Origin of the sequence: Rhodococcus sp. KBS0724, assembly GCF_005938745.2 — a bacterium.
GTDB lineage: Bacteria > Actinomycetota > Actinomycetes > Mycobacteriales > Mycobacteriaceae > Rhodococcus_F.
Genome location: NZ_VCBX02000001.1, coordinates 620552 through 637797, shown reverse-complemented (window position 1 = coordinate 637797; position 17246 = coordinate 620552). Strand labels below are relative to the sequence as shown.

The following is a 17246-nucleotide window of genomic DNA, read 5'->3' as shown; positions in this document are numbered from 1 at the left end:
CGGCTAGCCGAGCACGCGTGTCACCCACGCGTCGGGATTGTCGATCTCGTCGAGCAACGGCAACGTTTCCGGGCCGGTCCAGATGGTGTTGAACTGCTCCATCCCGACCTTGAGAACCACAGCGTCGACAAACGCTTTGCCTCGGACGTACTGCGCCATCTTGGCGTCCATGCCGAGCAGCATCTTGATGATGCGCTGCACCGGATTGGACTTGCGTTGCCGACGCTTGTCGAAGGCGGCACGAATCGTGGCGACGGACGGCACCACAGCCGGCCCGACTGCGTCCATCACATGATCGGCGTGACCTTCGAGCAGAGTGCCGAGAACCAACATGCGATCGAGTGCGTCGCGTTGCGGTTCCGCCTGCGACGCACGCAGCAGTCCGATAATTCCGCCGGGGGTGGCGTCACCGTCTGCGGCAGGGCCTTTCCGGGACCGCAGTTCGGCAGTGAGACGCCCCACGACGTCGGTCATCGACTCGTCGACGCTCGCGCTCAACGTTTCGACGGATTCCTTCATGTAATCCGCCAACCACGGCGACGACGAGAACTGCACGCGGTGCGTCACCTCGTGCAAGCAGACCCACAGCCGGAAATCACTCGGGTTGAGCCGAAGCGAACGCTCGACGGACACGATGTTGGGAGTGACCAGAAGCAGTGTGCCGTTTTCGCCGGTGAAGGGGTCGTACTGCCCGAGAATCGCCGACGACAGATACGCGAGCATCGCGCCGGCCTGCAAACCCGCGGGTTTGCCGACCAGAAGATTGCCGTTGCCGTCCGGATCGGCACCGGTGAGATGGGCCATCGACCGCGACGCCGCGGTGATCCAGCCGGCGCGGTCGAGAACTTCAGCTGCCGGGACGGGCAGACCGTCGGCCAGACCGGTCACATCGCGCACCGGCAGTTCGGCGCGTTTCGACGCGTCAGCCAGCTCTGCGGTGGCAGTTTCGGCGGTGTAGCGCGACATGGCCGGACCGCCGCGAGCGAATTTGATGCCGGCTTTGGTCGCGAGACTCCAGTCGACCGCTCCACCTAGAGTTGTCGAGTCGTTCTCTGCTGCCACTATTGGCACCCGCAATTCCTCAATGCTCCGGCGATGGCGTCCAAAGCCGGACGGCTGACTTCCGGTGGTCGATCGTTGGACATGAGCGCAAAAGTGAGCACTCTTCCGTTTTGATCCACTACAAAACCTGACAACGCACTAGCCGTCGACAGAGTTCCCGTCTTGGCGCGCACCCATCCAGCGCCGGTTCGGTTGCCCGACGCATATCGGTCGGACAAGCTGCCGGTTCCACCGGCAACGGGCAGATAGTCGAGCAGCGGCCGCAGTTTCGGGTCGCCGTCTCCCGCTGCGGCAGTCATCACTCGATCGAGAACCTCCGCGGGGATGAGGTCGTCGACGGACAGTCCGCTGGAGTCGAAGAGCGTCACACCGGTGTAGTCGAAGCCGGCGGTGCGCAAGGTCTTGGCGGTTCCCTCCACGGCTCCTGCGAACGACGCTTCACTGCCTGAGGCAATCGCCACCTCACGACCGATGGTCTCGGCGAGCACGTTGTCGGAATGCTCCATCATCTGGATCAGACGATCGCTGAGCGGTGCAGACTGCACGCTCGCGATCGACTTTGCACCGGCCGGCGCCGTTCCTGCCGAGACTTTGGCCACGTCGACACCTAATGTCTGTGCCAGAGCCTTGCCCGCATCCAATGCGGGAGTTTCCGAACGCGGTGACTCGTCCATGGAGCCGTCGAAGCGACCGCCCTCGATCATCACCGATTCGATAGGTGTGATGTATCCCGCAGCGATATCGGCCGGGAACCATCCCTGTGCCATGGTGTCGCCCTTGAACAGACCGCTGTCGACGACAATGCTGTCCACCTGCGTTCCCGACGCCTTGATCTGATCGACAAGATCGGCGATATGCGCAGCGTTTGCGTAGTACCCGCTTTCGCCCTTCGGCGTTGCGGTCAGTGTCGGGTCACCGCCACCGACCAGCACCAACTGCCCCGGAACTGAACCTTGAACCACCGCCGTCGTCAGTCGATGATCGAGTGGCAACGCGAGCAGCGCGGCAGCCGCGGTGAGAACTTTCGTGGTGGATGCCGGTGTCATGGGCGTCGACGGGTCGGCGCTCCACAGAACCTTTCCGGTCAGCGCATCAGCGACAACGCCGGTGAACTTACCCAGATCGGGGTTCGCGACCGCTGGTCCGATAGCCGCGGCAATACCAGCCTCCGACGGCATCGGTGCGTCCGCCGGAACGGGAACTACCTGCGGCGACGGCGTCACCGGGCTCGGTTGCGGCGATGTCGTGACAATCGCGTTCTGTGTGGGTTCCTCGGAAGTTCCCAGTGCGACGACCAGCACTGCCGCAATCGCGACTACCGCGACCACGCACACCGCAAGGAGGATGCGCACTGTGCGTCGTTTGCGCTCTTCCAACGAGCCGATCTTTTTCTTTCCCTGGCCCGCCAACGCCCCTCCGTCTGTGCTCGCCCTGCTGGGTGGTCAGCCAACCTTATCCTTGACCCGATATCCTTCCGGACGAATCATTACCGACACGACAGCGAGGAATCGGCGTGGAGTTCGACGTCACCATCGAGATCCCCAAGGGTCAACGCAACAAGTACGAGGTCGACCACGTGACCGGCCGCGTCAAGCTGGACCGTTACCTCTACACCGCCTTCGGCTACCCGGCTGACTACGGATACATCGAGAACACCCTCGGCGAGGACGGCGATCCCCTGGACGCCATGGTTCTGCTGCCCGAGTCGGTGTACCCCGGCGTCATCGTCGAAGCCCGCCCCGTTGCCATGTTCAAAATGGTCGACGAGGCCGGCGGAGACGACAAGGTCCTGTGCGTTCCTGCAGGTGATCCTCGTTGGGATCACATCCAGGACCTCAGCGACATTTCGCAGTTCGAACTGGACGCGATCAAGCACTTCTTCGTCCACTACAAGGACTTGGAGCCGAACAAGCACGTCACCGGTGCCGACTGGGTCGGTCGCGCCGAGGCAGAGGCCGAGATCGAAGCTTCGATCAAGCGTCTCGCTGCCAACGGCGGTCACTAAACGATCTGCGCACAAAAAATCCCCGCTCGCCTTCCGGCGCGCGGGGATTTTTGTTTGTCTACTCCCCGGTGAAGACCGGCGGACGCTTCTGGAACACCGACGTGATGGCTTCCGTCAGATCTTGCGACGGTAGGAACGCCGCGTTCCAGGCAGCGACGTAGCGCAGGCTGTCGTCGACGCTCGCGCTGCGTGAGTGGTCGAGCACGTCCTTGATGCCGTGAACGACGAGCGGCGGGTTGAGCGCAATTTCCCGGGCAGTTGCGCGAGCTGCGGCGAGCACGGCGTCTGCGTCGTCGAACACGTCGTTGACCAGGCCGATCTTCTCGGCGCGCACAGCGTCGATGTCCTTGCCGGTCAACGCGAGTTCGCGCAGGTGCCCGTCGCCGATGATCGCAGGCAGGCGGGCGAGGCTGCCCATGTCCGCAACGATCGCGACCTTGACCTCACGGATGCTGAATTTCGCGTCGGCGCTTGCGTAGCGAATGTCTGCCGCCGTGATGAGGTCGACGCCGCCGCCGATGCACCAACCCTGAACCGCGGCAATCACCGGCTTGCGGCAATCCGCGACGGCATTGATGCCGGACTGCATGCGCTTGATCATGTCGTGAAACTTGGTTCGCGGACCGGCCTGAGCCTTGTCCGCGAGGACGGCGCCGAATTCGCCGCTCATTGCCGGCAGATCAAGTCCGAACGAGAAGTGATTGCCCGATCCCGCGATGACGACGGCTCGCACATCGGGATCTGCGTCGAGGTCCGCGAAGATCTCGGGGAGTTCACTCCAGAAATCCGGCCCCATCGCGTTGCCCTTGCCCGGTCCGGTCAACGTGACCTGGGCAATGTGATCTTCGCGCTCGACGGTGAACGCATTCCAGCTCTTCTGTTCGCTCATTACTCAAGAGTAACCTCGAGTCGCGATCAGCCGAAGAGTCCGGCCTCATCCAGTACCAAGATCACCAGCGACACCACAATCAGCGCCCACATCGTCTGCATCGCGATCCTCGTGGCGCGCTCACTGGTCGGTGGAAAAACCCGCACCGTCGGATGCTCGGCGATGTACTGCTCCAGCGGCACGACTCGCGTGCGCGAACTGCTCGGATTCCTCGTTGCCACAGTGGTAGCCATTACACGATCCTCTCGACTCCGCATTCTCGTCGCAGGTTCCAAAAGTCAAGCCTGCGGCGAAGTTCGACAATTTCAATGTAGACCCGCTTCCCGAAGAATTCAGCTCGAGATTCCTGCGAATCCGCTGAGAAGCAGCCGGCCCCCGAGGCGCACGCTCTGACATCCATTCGTGCCGGGAACCTGCCTGCGCTGAAGAACGGCTGAGAACGATGCACGCAGATCCTGGCCTGCCCATACACTCCGGTCCGTGGACCGTCGCCAGTTTCTCTGCACCCTCGCCGCCGCAACCCTGTCCGGGGCCGCCACCGCGGCCGGGGCAACCGCCTGTTCCTCCACCTCTGTCGGAATCGCCACCGCGGCCGCAGACGAGACGACCACTGCTGCGCAGGCGCCCGCACGATCGCTGCTACCTCCGCCGCCGACCTCGGCCCGAGTACCACTCCCCGGCGGCGGCGCGCTGACAGCACTGCCCGGCAGCGGCGATCTTCTTGCCATCACCGTGGACGACGGCGTGAATTCGGAAGTAGTCCGCCTGTACACGCAGTTCGCCAAGGACACCGGAGTGCGACTGACGTACTTCGCGAACGGTCAATACGCCTCGTGGACCGACAACGCCGCACTGTTGCGCCCATTGGTGGAGAGTGGACAGATTCAGCTCGGAAACCACACGTGGTCGCACTCGGACCTCACCACGCTCTCCAAGTCGCAAGTCGTGGACGAATTGACGAAGAACGGGAAATTCCTGCGCAACACCTACGGCGTCGACGCTGCTCCCTATTTTCGCCCGCCATACGGAAAACACAACGCAACAACAGATTCCGCAGCTGCAGATGCCGGATACACCGTTCCCACGTTGTGGTACGGATCGCTGTCGGACTCGTCTCTCGTCACGGAGGACTACATCGTCTCGATGGCGCGCCAGTACTTCACACCGAACGCGATAGTGATCGGACACCTCAACTACTTGCCCGTCACCCATGTGTATCCACAGTTGGTGGACGTCATTCTCGACCGAAAATTGCGGACCGTCACGCTCGACGATGTATTCATCAGGCCCTGAAGGGGGTACACAAAGCTGATCCATTCGGGTGAGGAGACGCGATTGCCATGGTGACAGCGGCCGAACCCGACGCTCCTGGCGATGGCGGGTCCGCACAACATCGACTGAGGTCGTGGCTGCTCGCGGACATCACCGAGGAACCGGCCGGACACCTTGGTCCACACCGCATCGCCCGGAAGAAGGAACACCGCCATTCCTGGTGGAAAGTCATGTGTCTGACCGGGGTCGATTACTTCTCGACGCTCGGGTACCAACCTGGGATCGCCGCCCTCGCAGCGGGCACTTTGGCCCCGTTGGCAACGGTTGTGCTCATCCTTCTCACCCTGTTCGGCGCATTGCCCGTGTACCGACGTGTGGCGCGGGAGAGTCCGCACGGTGAAGGTTCGATTGCCATGCTCGAGCGACTGCTCCCGAAGTGGCGCGGAAAGATATTCGTCTTGGTGTTACTGGGATTTGCCGCAACGGACTTCCTGATCACGATGACGCTCTCGGCAGCGGACGCAACCGCTCACCTCGTCGAAAACCCTTTTGCACCAACATTTCTCTCGGGACAGACCGTTGTCGTCACACTGGTTCTCCTGGCACTGTTGTCGGCGGTATTCCTGCGCGGTTTCACCGAGGCCATCGGCATCGCGGTAGGGCTCGTCGCGGTGTACCTGACGCTCAATCTCGTGGTGATCGGCGTGGGCCTGTGGCACATCGTGACCGCACCCGCATTGGTCACCGACTGGACCCGAGCCATGTCGACAGAACACGGCAACCCCGCGATGATGATCCTGATCGCTCTGATCGTGTTCCCGAAACTTGCTCTCGGCCTTTCCGGTTTCGAGACCGGTGTTGCGGTGATGCCGCAGATCCAAGGCGATTCTCACGACACCGAAGCCGAGCCGGAAGGCCGCATCCGTGGCACCAAACGGCTACTGACCACGGCTGCGTTGATCATGAGCGGATTCCTGCTGACATCGAGCCTGGTCACGACAATTCTCATCCCGGAGAACGAGTTTCAGCCCGGTGGAGCTGCAAACGGGCGCGCCTTGGCGTTTCTTGCCCACGACTATCTCGGGCAGATATTCGGCACCGTCTACGACCTGAGCACGATCCTCATCCTGTGGTTTGCCGGCGCTTCCGCGATGGCCGGTCTCCTCAATCTTGTTCCCCGATACCTCCCCCGGTACGGAATGGCCCCGTCGTGGGCTCGCGCCGTGCGCCCACTCGTTCTCGTGTTCAGCGTCATCGCGATCACCGTGACGTTTTATTTCGATGCCAGTGTCGACGCACAAAGTTCCGCGTACGCAACCGGCGTCCTGGTTCTCATCTCCTCCGCGACAGTGGCCGTCGCGCTGTCCGCTCGCAAACGCGGAATCCGAAAGCTGTTCGTAAGCTTCAGTTTTGTTGCCGTGCTCTTTGTCTACACGACCATCGCAAACATCATCGAACGACCGGACGGGGTGAAAGTTGCGTCGTTCTTCATCGCCGCCATCATGGTCGTATCCCTCCTGTCGAGAGTGTCACGTGCGTTCGAACTGCGCGCCACATCCGTCGAATTCGACGACACCGCTGTGCAATTCATCACCGAAGCCACGCACCGGGGGTATCTCGCAGTGGTCGCGCACGACGCCGCCCACCTCAGTGAGAAGGAGTACCGGGTCAAGGAACTCCAGCAACGGGTGCAGAGCAACATCCCCCGCGGTGAATCGATCATCTTCATGGAAGTCAACGTCACCGATTCCTCCGATTTCAGCACTGATCTTGTTGTCCACGGCCGACGTCGCGGCAGACATCGCGTCCTGCGGGTGGACAGTCCGGCAGTTCCCAACACCATTGCAGCCGTACTCCTGAAGGCTCGCGATCTCACGGGCGTGATTCCTGATGTCTACTTCGAATGGTCCGAGGGAAATCCGTTGACCAACCTTCTTCGGTTCCTGTTCATCGGCGAAGGCGAGACCGCTCCGGTGACCCGTGAGGTGCTGCGACGGGCCGAACCTCGACGCTCTCGCCGGCCCCATGTTCACGTCGGTTGAACGGATTTCCCACGTGTTAAGAACCTGAAAATTCGGCTGGCAAACCTTCCCATTCGCAGGTGAACGCCGGATCATCGATGGTGATCGCACATCTAGTTAACCCGTGGCAGAACGCCCCGCACTGCCTCAGGAACCGACCGGGAGGGCACATGCTGCTACATCAGTCGATCGGGTTGGAACGCTTCAACGAACTGCCCCGCCCGAAGGCAATCCATGCGCTGTACGAATGCTGCTGCTCGATGACGTGGGCGGGATGGGTCAGCGACGGTCGCCCGTTTGCCAGTTACGCGGAGATCCTGGCGCGAGCCGAGGACGCACTGCTGAACTTGTCCGAAGCCGATGTCGAGAATTCCCTGCATTGCCATCCACCCGTCGGCGTTCGCGCTCAAAGTGTGCCGTCCCACCTCGAACAATGCGCGATCTGGGATTCGGACGAGTCGTTGATGGCAACCATTCGCCGAGCCGGTGAGGAATACGAGCTTATCTTCGGGTTCCGGTACATCTGGTGCTCGCACGGACACGATGCCGAGGATCTACTCGAGAATATCCGCGTCCGTCTGACCAATCCGGTATCCGTGGAACGCAAGATCTGCGTCGACGAGTTGGCAAAGATCACATGCACCCGGATCGAGCGCATGCTCGGCCCCGAGGACGGCTACCCGGAGTACTGACAGGAAAAGCGGGTGTGGCGCCACTGGCACCACACCCGCTTTTTGCTGTTCTACTCGGAACTCAGAGATCGAACACTCAGAGATCGAACACTCAGAGATCGAACTCAGAGGGAGCGATTCCCACCGCAAAACACATGTCCCGCACTACGCCGCGCTCATGCTGATCGAAGTTGCCGTCGGCGCCGCCGATGATGATGCCGATCTGAATTACCGCGCGAGCCTGATCCTGCTTGGACTTGAGCTTGGAAATTGCCGCGGTGGCCTCGAGCTTTCCGAACTCGAAGTCCGACGTGAGCTTGCTGCAGTACCAATCGAACTGCTGGCTCAACTCGGCCGGAGGGAAGACCGCCAGCGACTCGTTGCTCATGATCAACGCCGACGTCTTCTGACGCTCCGACGGGTCGATCGAGCCGTCTGCGGCCGCGATCAACGCGCACATCGCCATACTTGCGTTCTTGAACTCCTTGTTCTGGAACTGGCTCGTCTTGGTCTTGAGCTGGCCGTTCATTTCCTGAGCCTTAGCCTTCAGCTGATCCCAGAATGCCATGAGTCTCCTCGGGTATTGCCGCCACGCACCGCGCGTAGTCGTACCAACCACTTTGCCTGGGAGCCTCGGATTTTGCCATCTACCCTCAATTAAAACCATCCGGTAGGTTCTTCTATGCTTACGGAACTGCGCAAGATCAAGATCGAGGAGCACTTCCGTGACTGGCCCACCCGAACAACCTGTTGCGCCACCACGCGATCCTGGTCTCTCCAACCGCGAGATCGAAGTGCTCCGGCACTGGCTCAAATCCGACAGTAAACCCGTCGTGTCCGCCGAGCTGCTCATCTCCATCGGAACGATCAACACGCATCTGACACGGATTCGAGGGAAATACACGGCCGTCGGTCGGCGAGCCCCCACCAAGATGAGCCTGCTTGCTCGCGCGTTGCAGGACGGAATTATTTCGCTCGACGAACTCTGATCTGGTCAGAGTTTGTCGAATGCGGCAAAGAGTTGCGGTTGTGTGGCCGGGTTCAGTGTGTCCGGAATCAAGACCCAGTGCGAGCCCGTCCACGGATCGTGCACGTCGATCTCACCGGCCGCCGGGACGTGACGGCATCCGTGTGCCAAGGCCACGATGCTCTCCTCGGCCGAACTCGACTCGTCATCTCCGACAAGCAGTATCGACAATCCGATCATCGATCCGTGCTCGGCGAGAAACATGATCGCGTCGGCGTCCTGCGCCGAATACCCGTGCGGAAAGTCGCCGAGTATCAGTAGTCGTGGAGTACTCGGGCCGGCGTCGAGTGACATCGCGAATTCCTGGCCGCTGTTTCTTGCCAGCCCCGCCAGATCCACAGCTTGGGCCAACTCCGTCAACCGCGCCGAAATCTCCTGATGTGTGCGAATCACCGGCCCGGCCAACTGCGCGGACAAACGATCCGTCAGCAATGTGTACGACCCGGTCAGATCGACGACGTCAAGCAATGGCATCGGCCCCGCAGCCATGATTCGTAGCGTCAACGCACTGACCACAGCAACCGCAGCCGCCCCGGACGTGCTGTCCACCCAGATCGGACGTGGCAGCGGGAGCGGCATGCAATAGGGCACGCTCAGCGAACTTCGGTCAGGCGCGGACAACATGCCAAGTCGCACACCGTCACTCGACGTCAAAGATTCGCTCACCGAACCCGGGGCCCATACCGGTGATTCCCAGGACGCCATCGCCCGCGGCATCACCGAATCCACGACGGTCAGCTCGTGGGCCAATTGCGCGGAATCTCGCGTGTGGCTCTCGCGGGCCGTCGCCACCAGTTCGTCGTGACGCTTCTGCGCCGCGTCGCGGGCTGCAGTACCGGCAGGTGAATTGCGGGTGCTCGCGTCAGCGACGGCTACCGACAGTTCTTCGTCCAGCCTCGTCATCGCGTATTCGCTACTCGAAATCAACGACGCCGCAGACCTCGATGCGTCTTCGAAGATCATCCACATACGTTCGAGTGCGCGGCCCTCCTCGACGGGTTCCACGACGTGATCTTCAGGCACGGGAGACGGGTTTGCCGGTGCGTCGTCGACTTCGACTCCGTGAACGCCGATGAGTTCGGCCAGACCACCCGCATAACCCTGTCCGACTGCTCGAACCTTCCACGCGCCGTTTCGCCGGTACAGCTCCCAACAGATGACTGCCGTTTCCGAACCTGCGGTGGGGATGTCGAATTCGGCGAGTACCGAACCGGATTCATCGCTCAGCTGCGCCGACAACCCGGCGACCCGAAAGGCCCCGGCGGCCGCGGCATTCGGATCGACGCTCACGATGCACAGCACCGCCTCGGCATCGGGGTGCAGACGATCGAGATCGACCCGGACGATGTCGCCCGTCAGTTGCACGCCTGCCGTCGACGGCTGGTTGTAGAAGACAAACGCATCGGACGAGAGGGCGTGCAGCTGCGTATCCGTCACCATCGCAGACACGTCGAACGGTGTCTGGCTCGACGCACGGAACGTCACGACGGATGTATGCAGCGGTGCATTCTGCCCAGGAACGAACTCCACAGTCACAGCCGAGAACTATGCCACGCCGATGGGGTTCGCTCGCAGATCTGCCACTATCCGGTCTGCAACTTCGGTCATTCCGCTGGCGGTGAAATGCAGTCGCTGCGCCGTCGACTCGGAGAACATGCCCTCGAACCACCGCTGCTCGGGCGCAGCGCAGGCGTCGTGCCCACCCGCTACGGCGTCCGTGGCGATGTCGATGACGTGAACCCCGTACCGGCCGGCGATCGCGGCGAATTGTGTGTTGAAACGGGCGTAGTAGTTCATGAACCACGCTGCGTCACCGTCCGAGAACGGAACGTTGGGCCAGCACGCGCGGGCACCGATCATTCCGCCTGCACCGACCATGTAGATCCGCGCCTGCGGAGCCCGCGCCGTCAGCGCAGCCAGGGTCTTGTCGAGCGAATCGGCAGCCTGATCGATCCCGGACTGCGCCAAGGATTCGGTGAGCGGATCGTTGCGGCATCCGCGATCGACACCAGGGGCCGGCGAAGCGCACAGCGCCCCCACGATCAGTGTGTTCGAGTCGTTTCCACCGACCGAGAGCGTGATCAAATTCGTGTCCGGGTGTACCGCGTCCAATTGCACCGGCCACTGCGTCGGAATCAGTTGGGGTGTGGAGATGATGTTCTCGCTACGAGCAGCACTGCAGGACACGTCCGCGAACTCCTCGACTGCGAGTTCGCGCGATATCTTGCCCGCGAAGTTCTCGTACGACCGTGAGCACCCGTCCGGGTACATCGGTTCCAAGCGTGGCCCCGACGCCCGGGAGTCTCCGAGCGCGGTGTACTTGATGCCCTCGTTCTCCCCCGCGTCCACCGGGACCGACGCGTGCGCGGCACCGGCACCCGCCAGCGTCAAAACCAGTCCCACCACAGTGGCCGCAATGGAGCCGAACCGCATCCCACGATTAATCATCTACCGAGCCAAGCCCTTTCACACCCCAACCGAATTTCGCTAACTACGCCATCAGGAAACGGCCCAGCTGTGGTGCGGCTTCACCGGCGTGCTTTGCCTGGATGCCCTCACCGATCGCCTGCAGCTTCCATTCACCGTTCTGGCGGTACACCTTTGCCATCACCATTCCGGTGAAGGGCATTCCGCCCTGCATCGTGTACCGAGCCAGTTCGGAGTTGGTGGTGCTGTCGACCAAACGGCAGAACGCATTCTGCACCTGCTCGAACGTGTGCCCACGGTAGGACGTGACCGTGAAGATCACCGCATTGACGTGCGCCGGAACGCGCTGAAGATCCACCGTCATCACTTCGTCGTCACCATCACCGTCGCCGGTCAGGTTGTCACCCATGTGACGCACCGACCCGTCCTTCGACGTGAGCTGCCCGTAGTAGCAGACGTCGACCAGATTGCCGTCGGCGTACAGGAGCGCCGACGCGTCGAGGTCGACATTGGCCGTGCGACTACCGAACATGCCGCTCTTCTTGATCGGGTCCCAACCGAGCCCCATCTGGATCAGAGTGAGCGCAACGCCGCCCTCCTTGCGGAGCGTGACCTTTTGTCCCTTGGTCAGGCTGACGGGGCGACCCTTCACCAGGCTCACCTCGGCCGGCGCTGCGGGAGGCTGGTTGTAGACCGGCGGGGCGGGCGGGGCCGGCGGTGCGTTGTACGACGGCTGCTGCTGCGGCGGCTGGTTGTACACAGGCTGCTGAGGGGGCTGATTGTAGACCGGCTGCTGCTGCGGCGGCGGGCTGTACACCGGCTGCTGCTGCGGCGGCGGGCTGTAGGCCGGCTGCGGGGGTGCAGCCTGGGCCGCGGGGGCTGGTGCGTCGTCGACGGAAACACCGTGATCCGTCACCAATGCTGCAAATCCGCCGGCGTAGCCCTGCCCGACGGCGCGGATCTTCCACGCACCCTGGCGGCGGTACACCTCGAGCGCGATGACGATGGACTCGCTGGACAGCCCGTCGATCACGTACTCGTACAGCACGTTTCCGGCGGAATCCGATACCCGAGCCGTGGGCGCCGCAGTACGCCCGAAATTCGAGGAGGTGTCGTCGAGAGTGATCACGGCACGAACCTGCTCGATGTCCGCAGGCACACCGGCCAACGAGACCTTCAGGGATGCGATGCCACCCGGGTTGGGAACCAACTGCACGCCTGGCCCGGTGGGCTGGTTGAAGAAGACGAAGTCCGCGTCGGAGCGCACTTTGCCGTTGCCGGCCACGAGCAGGGCGGAGAGGTCAGCGGCGGCGGCCAACTGCACCGACACAATCACCTCCGGCACATCCAACGGACCGTTCTGACCTTTGGCAAGCGATACAGACAACTACATCTCCTTCATTTCAGAGCGTGCATTACTTAAGAGAGCTGCTCGGACTGTGCGGTGTTCCGACCGTCATCGCAGCAACGTGGGCGGAGAACCAACGCACAATCTCCGCACTCGCCGCGATACCGGATCCTTCTGTCACAGTAACGGTCGGCCGTTGCCAGTTGAGTTCTTCCAGCTCACCGTGCCTGGGCCGGATCGCGAAGTCCGCATATTCGAGCATGTCCGCGTCGAGCGCGCCGTCTCCGGCCGACAGGACCGTGGCGTCCGGCGTGAGTTCGCCCGCGTCGACGAGGCGTCGACGCACTTCCGCGAGGGCGCGGGATTTCGAGACCGCGTTCGGCATCGTGTAGATCTTCCGGCCCTGGCGCGAGACGTTCCACCCGCGTGCGGTGCACCAGTCGCTCCAGCCCGCTTCGAAATCGGCCGGGATGGTCGACAAGTCCACTACCAAGTACGGAAACAACTCGTCGGCCACCCGCATGGAACTGACCCAGCTGACGTCGATGCGGGTTTCGAGTTCACTGTGAACATGCGCCAGCTCCACTCCGCCACTGTGGGTCGATCGGTCGATCTCGCTGCGCCACAGGAGATCGGGCTTTCCGTCCACCAGAATGTTGCCGCCGTTGCTCGTGATCGCGTATTTCCACGGAGCGCCGGGTAGGTCGATGCGCTGAAACTGCGCGATGGTTCGGGTGGTCGTGGGAATCACCGGCGTGGTTCGACTGAGTGCTACGAGTTGATCGATGGTTTCGGTGCTCATGTGGGACAGCGGGCCACCGTTGTAATACTCGACGCACACGTGTTGCTGCGGCGAGGTCAGGTCGGTGCCGCTTGGGTCCCCACCGATCGCGTTTTTCGAATAGATCATCGTGCGATCCAGATCGGTCGCGACCAGAACCGGTGACGCACTCATGTGATGTCCTTGATCAATCCGACGCAGGAGTACGCAAGATCGGGCACTTCCTCGACCGGAACACCGCGAGCTTCGGCCAGCAGACGGATGTGCGCGTGTTCCGGCGCTCCACTCTCGCGAACGAGCACCTTCCACGGCAGTCGACGCAGCAGCACGCGGGTGGTCTCGCCTACGCCCGGTTTCACGAAGTTCACGGTCGAAATCCCGTATTCCGCCTGCACCTTCTCCACGGATTCCCATCCGGCCCACGTCGGTGTTCGATCCGAAGCCCGCACAGCGGCAAGCGAATCCGCGACGTCGCTCCGCACGCCGTCGAACTCGGCCGAGACAACGTCGAGTAGACGGTTGGACACATCGACATCGGCCAGGTCCGCGTAGAACTTCGCACCGTGAAAGTCTCCGGGACCGATGAGAGTGTCGTTGAGAACCGTCCGTGAGACCAGACCGGACACCGTCGAATTGAGGCAGGCCGACGCGATCAGGAAGTCGTCTCGGGTGCCGTAGGTCCGAACGCAATATCCGGGATCGGCAAGAACAGCCAGGTCCGGATTGAATTCGGCGCCGCCGCCGGCGTGGTATTCAGCGAGCGCGGCCTCGAGTTCCCGGGCGATGGCACCCTTGCCCGTCCAGCCGTCGACAAAGACGATGTTCGACGCATCATGATGGCGCGCAAGATAATCGAGCGCGACGGAATCGATGCCTTTACCCCGCACGATTGACACGGCGTAGTGCGGCAAGGTCAATCCGTGGACGTGCTGCGCCCACCGTCGCATCAAGATTCCGACCGGAGTGCCCGCGCGGGCCAGCGACACCAGGACGACGTCGGATCCGCGCTCGGCCAGCACCAGGTCTGTCACTGTTCCGACAGCACGCGCCAGTCGGGGCGCACTCTCCGACAACACGTTTTCGAACAGTTCGCGATACGCCGCATCGGGTTGGTACTCGATCGGAAGGGATTCGGCATAATGCGCTTCACCCGACTGAATACGCTTCTCCCGCAGCGCAACATCTGCTTCGAGGTCTGCATGCGACAGATCCTTGAGCAACCACGTCACTTCGTCGGGTGCATACGAACCGAACTCGGGTCCGACTAGAGGCGTCGTCATTTGCCTTCACCTTCTCTCGAATCCCGCAACGTCGACGGGTTTGCGCCGCGCACCGTTGCCACGACAACATCGGTCCCGGCATTTCTCAAGGCCTCGACAACACCGTCGGGCGCCGTCAGACGATCGGTGTCGGCAGGTTCATCCACGATCAGGACGACAAGTGCGTCGACGGCTGCGTCCGGCCACTGGGCGTTGTAGAGGAAGCGCGGCTCGTTCTCGCCCGATTCCGGTGCGACAAAGGTGAATCCACGACGCAGTGGGTAGCCCGCGTGATCCATGACGTACGCGGGAGATCGCGTTGTCGTCTGGTACCGCACCTGGCGGCCGCCACGTTCGAGACCGCTCGCAATGCGGAGAGGGAGATACATCAACTCTTCGTGACCGACCACGATCAGTGCACGGTCTGGCGCCACCGTCGAATCAAGAACCGTGACAGCGGTTTCGACGGCGTTGTCGAAATCTGCCGAATCCACGTCGAGGAATCCGTGCCGGCCGCCGTCCGGCACTGCCGGCGGCCACGGCAGGTCCACAGCGGTAACCGAACCTCGATCGGTACCGACAATATTGAGAGTGGGAGCATCCAGTGCCGTCACTCGTTCCGTCAGCCCGAACGGTAGGACCGTGGAACCGGACGCGAGACTGACGTAGTCGATAGCCACACCCAGTTCCGCTGCGGCATCCGCACTGGCTGCGCGATGTTCATCGGTCCTCATGTCCACCAACGAGGCCACGACGTACCGCTCGCGCGGACACTGGCTGTGTAGTGCGCGGATCGCATCGATAGCTGTTGCACCGGTCGATATTTCGTCGTCCACCAATACCAAAGGCAAATTGTTCTCGAACAGTTCCGCCGACGTCGGTTGCATCAGGTGGCTCGTCGCATGCGAGTGCCCCTCCTCGAACCCGGCCAGGGTGGTAGCCCCTGGTACGTCGCGGCGCGTCGAATGCAGGTAGCAGTGGGCATGCAGGCGGGCAGCAACACAATGACCCAAACCTGTTGCAGTTTCGGCAAATCCGAGTACCACGACATCGACGCCAACGCCCAGTCGCTCGCGCACCAGGTCACCCAGATCCTCGGCGGCCCCGATGACGACCGACGGCTGCGTCGGAATGTGTTTACCGAGTACCGTCGACACCAACAGGTGCGCCCGGCGCGGGTTGCGGCGCAGTCCGGGAATCACCAACTCCGGCACCGTCCGTCCGACGGCAGAGTCGCCGTGAACAAGATCCAATCCGAATTCTTCTGTGGCCCAGGGAATCGACCCCACACTGCTGGTCATCGATCGACCAACGCCGTCAGCAGTTCGACAAACGTGATCCCTTTGTTGGTCACCCCGAAGACGTGTGCGCGCAGCGCAGTCTGCCGAGCCCAGTTACGGTGCGGCTTCATCTCGTTCATCTTGTTCCGGTAGCCGGACGCCTGTACTCCGCCTACCTCGACACCCAGGATGTCGAGAGCGTCGTGGTACTCCTCATGCGTGACTGCGGACAATGCGTTGACCGCGGCAACGTGCGACGGGTGAATAACCGTCTTACCTTGAATGCCATTGGCCCGGTCCAACGCGATTTCCCGCAACAGACCGTCCAGGTCACGGCTCACCAGGTGCTGGCGGAATCTCACCGCGTCATGCTCCTCGAACGGCGTCGCACGCAGCATCGGGCGGAACATACGCTCGTGATCCGCGAAGTACTCCCACACCGGTCCGGTGATGACAAAGCCCGAACCATCGGCTCGGCCAAGGTAATTGACGATGTCGGCGATGACATCGACAACCACGCGCACGTCGTAGATCGTCAAGTCGCGGTCGCGGCGGATGCCGAACGTGCTGCACATGTCAGTGGCACCGATACGAACCGCAAGAATGCGATCCCGATGGCGAGTCAGAATCTCCTGGACACTGCGCAATTCATGATCGCGGGTATCACGGTGCACCAATTCCGGCGACTCGAGCACCGGCATGGCGTACAGGTGCTTTCCGAGCGCTGCGGATGCGTCGGCTACCGCGTCGAGGAACGACTCACCGGATTCGCTCCCGAACTTGGGGATCACAAACCCCGTCAGCGCATCCCGCCCAATCGTCAGCGATCGGGCAATGTCCGCGATGTCGGAGACTTCACGGACCCGGACGAAGAGCAACATGCCGACCGCATCCGTCGCCGCGATCTTGTCGAGCGCGGACACTGCGTTGGCCCGCGCTGCTTCCACCTCGTCGTCTGCGACTGCGTCCTCGAGATCGAGAACCATCGAACTGACACCCTCGGCAGCACGCTTTTCCACGAGTTCGGCCAAACTTGCCCGCGTGGCGGGAACGTACAGAGTCGCACCCAATGCGATCGCCAGCAGATCTCGCTCGTCGGAATCGCTGAAGGTCCGGGGAACGTGCAGGAACAGTTGTTCCCGCACGTCATCCTCGAGGTGTTGAAAGTGCTGCATGTCTCTTCTCTCTATGACCGATGGCAATT

General features: G+C 62.1%; 16 protein-coding genes and 1 pseudogene. 5 read left to right on the top strand and 12 right to left on the bottom strand.

Annotation, left to right across the window (positions count from 1 at the left end):
• Nucleotides 1-3 precede the first annotated feature (3 nt).
• Nucleotides 4-1071 (bottom strand): zinc-dependent metalloprotease, encoded by a 1068-nt coding sequence (locus tag FFI94_RS02920; protein WP_397495132.1) that lies wholly within the window; start codon nt 1069-1071, stop codon nt 4-6.
• Nucleotides 1062-2471, bottom strand: coding sequence for a D-alanyl-D-alanine carboxypeptidase/D-alanyl-D-alanine-endopeptidase (gene dacB, locus FFI94_RS02915; RefSeq protein ID WP_138871668.1), 1410 nt, complete (start codon nt 2469-2471; stop codon nt 1062-1064). Before dacB ends, FFI94_RS02920 begins: the two co-directional genes overlap by 10 nt.
• Nucleotides 2472-2575: 104 nt before the next feature.
• Between dacB and FFI94_RS02910 the strand changes: the two genes are divergently transcribed.
• Nucleotides 2576-3067 (top strand): inorganic diphosphatase, encoded by a 492-nt coding sequence (locus tag FFI94_RS02910; protein WP_138871667.1) that lies wholly within the window; start codon nt 2576-2578, stop codon nt 3065-3067.
• A gap of 58 nt (nt 3068-3125) precedes the next feature.
• Here FFI94_RS02910 and FFI94_RS02905 read toward each other — a convergent pair whose 3' ends face one another.
• Both FFI94_RS02905 and FFI94_RS02900 read right to left on the bottom strand, forming a co-directional pair.
• Nucleotides 3126-3956, bottom strand: coding sequence for a crotonase/enoyl-CoA hydratase family protein (locus FFI94_RS02905; protein WP_138871666.1), 831 nt, complete (start codon nt 3954-3956; stop codon nt 3126-3128).
• Nucleotides 3957-3982: 26 nt separating this feature from the next.
• The gene (locus FFI94_RS02900; protein WP_138871665.1) at nt 3983-4189 is read right to left on the bottom strand and encodes a hypothetical protein; all 207 of its coding nucleotides are present in this window, start codon (nt 4187-4189) and stop codon (nt 3983-3985) included.
• A 247-nt stretch (nt 4190-4436) separates the two neighbouring features.
• On the opposite strand from FFI94_RS02900, the gene FFI94_RS02895 reads away from it, so the two are divergent.
• From FFI94_RS02895 to FFI94_RS02885, 3 genes are all read left to right on the top strand, one after another.
• Nucleotides 4437-5249: a polysaccharide deacetylase family protein gene (locus FFI94_RS02895; RefSeq protein ID WP_138871664.1), complete on the top strand. Its 813-nt coding sequence runs from the start codon at nt 4437-4439 to the stop codon at nt 5247-5249.
• Nucleotides 5250-5296: 47 nt separating this feature from the next.
• Nucleotides 5297-7270 carry an amino acid permease gene (locus FFI94_RS02890; RefSeq protein ID WP_138871663.1) on the top strand — a complete coding sequence of 658 codons (1974 nt, stop codon included), beginning with the start codon at nt 5297-5299 and terminating at the stop codon, nt 7268-7270.
• A 149-nt stretch (nt 7271-7419) separates the two neighbouring features.
• Nucleotides 7420-7941 carry a 2-oxo-4-hydroxy-4-carboxy-5-ureidoimidazoline decarboxylase gene (locus FFI94_RS02885; protein WP_138871662.1) on the top strand — a complete coding sequence of 174 codons (522 nt, stop codon included), beginning with the start codon at nt 7420-7422 and terminating at the stop codon, nt 7939-7941.
• A 91-nt stretch (nt 7942-8032) separates the two neighbouring features.
• Here FFI94_RS02885 and FFI94_RS02880 read toward each other — a convergent pair whose 3' ends face one another.
• Complete coding sequence (locus FFI94_RS02880) at nt 8033-8488, bottom strand: tellurite resistance TerB family protein (protein ID WP_138871661.1); 456 nt, start codon at nt 8486-8488, stop codon at nt 8033-8035.
• A gap of 199 nt (nt 8489-8687) precedes the next feature.
• Between FFI94_RS02880 and FFI94_RS02875 the strand changes: the two are divergent.
• Nucleotides 8688-8909 (top strand): annotated as a pseudogene (locus FFI94_RS02875) (LuxR C-terminal-related transcriptional regulator); the annotation flags it as partial.
• Between the two features lie 5 nt (nt 8910-8914).
• On the opposite strand, the gene FFI94_RS02870 reads toward FFI94_RS02875, so the two are convergent.
• From FFI94_RS02870 to FFI94_RS02840, 7 genes are read right to left on the bottom strand one after another with little or no spacing between them, the layout of a single operon-like run.
• The gene (locus tag FFI94_RS02870) at nt 8915-10483 is read right to left on the bottom strand and encodes a TerD family protein (RefSeq protein WP_260683820.1); all 1569 of its coding nucleotides are present in this window, start codon (nt 10481-10483) and stop codon (nt 8915-8917) included.
• Between the two features lie 9 nt (nt 10484-10492).
• The gene (locus FFI94_RS02865; RefSeq protein ID WP_138871659.1) at nt 10493-11395 is read right to left on the bottom strand and encodes an SGNH/GDSL hydrolase family protein; all 903 of its coding nucleotides are present in this window, start codon (nt 11393-11395) and stop codon (nt 10493-10495) included.
• Between the two features lie 43 nt (nt 11396-11438).
• Nucleotides 11439-12761 carry a TerD family protein gene (locus FFI94_RS02860; protein ID WP_138871658.1) on the bottom strand — a complete coding sequence of 441 codons (1323 nt, stop codon included), beginning with the start codon at nt 12759-12761 and terminating at the stop codon, nt 11439-11441.
• Between the two features lie 28 nt (nt 12762-12789).
• Nucleotides 12790-13677 (bottom strand): HAD family hydrolase, encoded by an 888-nt coding sequence (locus FFI94_RS02855; RefSeq protein WP_138871657.1) that lies wholly within the window; start codon nt 13675-13677, stop codon nt 12790-12792.
• Nucleotides 13674-14783 (bottom strand): cysteine protease StiP family protein, encoded by a 1110-nt coding sequence (locus FFI94_RS02850; protein WP_138871656.1) that lies wholly within the window; start codon nt 14781-14783, stop codon nt 13674-13676. The genes FFI94_RS02855 and FFI94_RS02850 overlap by 4 nt, the downstream gene beginning before the upstream one ends.
• Complete coding sequence (locus FFI94_RS02845; protein WP_138871655.1) at nt 14780-16063, bottom strand: phosphoribosyltransferase family protein; 1284 nt, start codon at nt 16061-16063, stop codon at nt 14780-14782. Before FFI94_RS02845 ends, FFI94_RS02850 begins: the two co-directional genes overlap by 4 nt.
• The gene (locus FFI94_RS02840) at nt 16060-17217 is read right to left on the bottom strand and encodes an HpcH/HpaI aldolase/citrate lyase family protein (protein WP_138871654.1); all 1158 of its coding nucleotides are present in this window, start codon (nt 17215-17217) and stop codon (nt 16060-16062) included. The genes FFI94_RS02845 and FFI94_RS02840 overlap by 4 nt, the downstream gene beginning before the upstream one ends.
• Between the last annotated feature and the right edge of the window lie 29 nt (nt 17218-17246).

Bases quoted from the DNA above. Each gene is read 5' to 3' on its own strand.
- FFI94_RS02905 (WP_138871666.1), bottom strand. From the start codon at position 3,956: ATGAGCGAACAGAAGAGCTGGAATGCGTTCACCGTCGAGCGCGAAGAT.
- FFI94_RS02900 (WP_138871665.1), bottom strand. From the start codon at position 4,189: ATGGCTACCACTGTGGCAACGAGGAATCCGAGCAGTTCGCGCACGCGA.
- FFI94_RS02890 (WP_138871663.1), top strand. From the start codon at position 5,297: ATGGTGACAGCGGCCGAACCCGACGCTCCTGGCGATGGCGGGTCCGCA.
- FFI94_RS02885 (WP_138871662.1), top strand. From the start codon at position 7,420: ATGCTGCTACATCAGTCGATCGGGTTGGAACGCTTCAACGAACTGCCC.
- FFI94_RS02880 (WP_138871661.1), bottom strand. From the start codon at position 8,488: ATGGCATTCTGGGATCAGCTGAAGGCTAAGGCTCAGGAAATGAACGGC.
- FFI94_RS02865 (WP_138871659.1), bottom strand. From the start codon at position 11,395: ATGATTAATCGTGGGATGCGGTTCGGCTCCATTGCGGCCACTGTGGTG.
- FFI94_RS02855 (WP_138871657.1), bottom strand. From the start codon at position 13,677: ATGAGTGCGTCACCGGTTCTGGTCGCGACCGATCTGGATCGCACGATG.
- FFI94_RS02850 (WP_138871656.1), bottom strand. From the start codon at position 14,783: ATGACGACGCCTCTAGTCGGACCCGAGTTCGGTTCGTATGCACCCGAC.
- FFI94_RS02845 (WP_138871655.1), bottom strand. From the start codon at position 16,063: ATGACCAGCAGTGTGGGGTCGATTCCCTGGGCCACAGAAGAATTCGGA.
- FFI94_RS02840 (WP_138871654.1), bottom strand. From the start codon at position 17,217: ATGCAGCACTTTCAACACCTCGAGGATGACGTGCGGGAACAACTGTTC.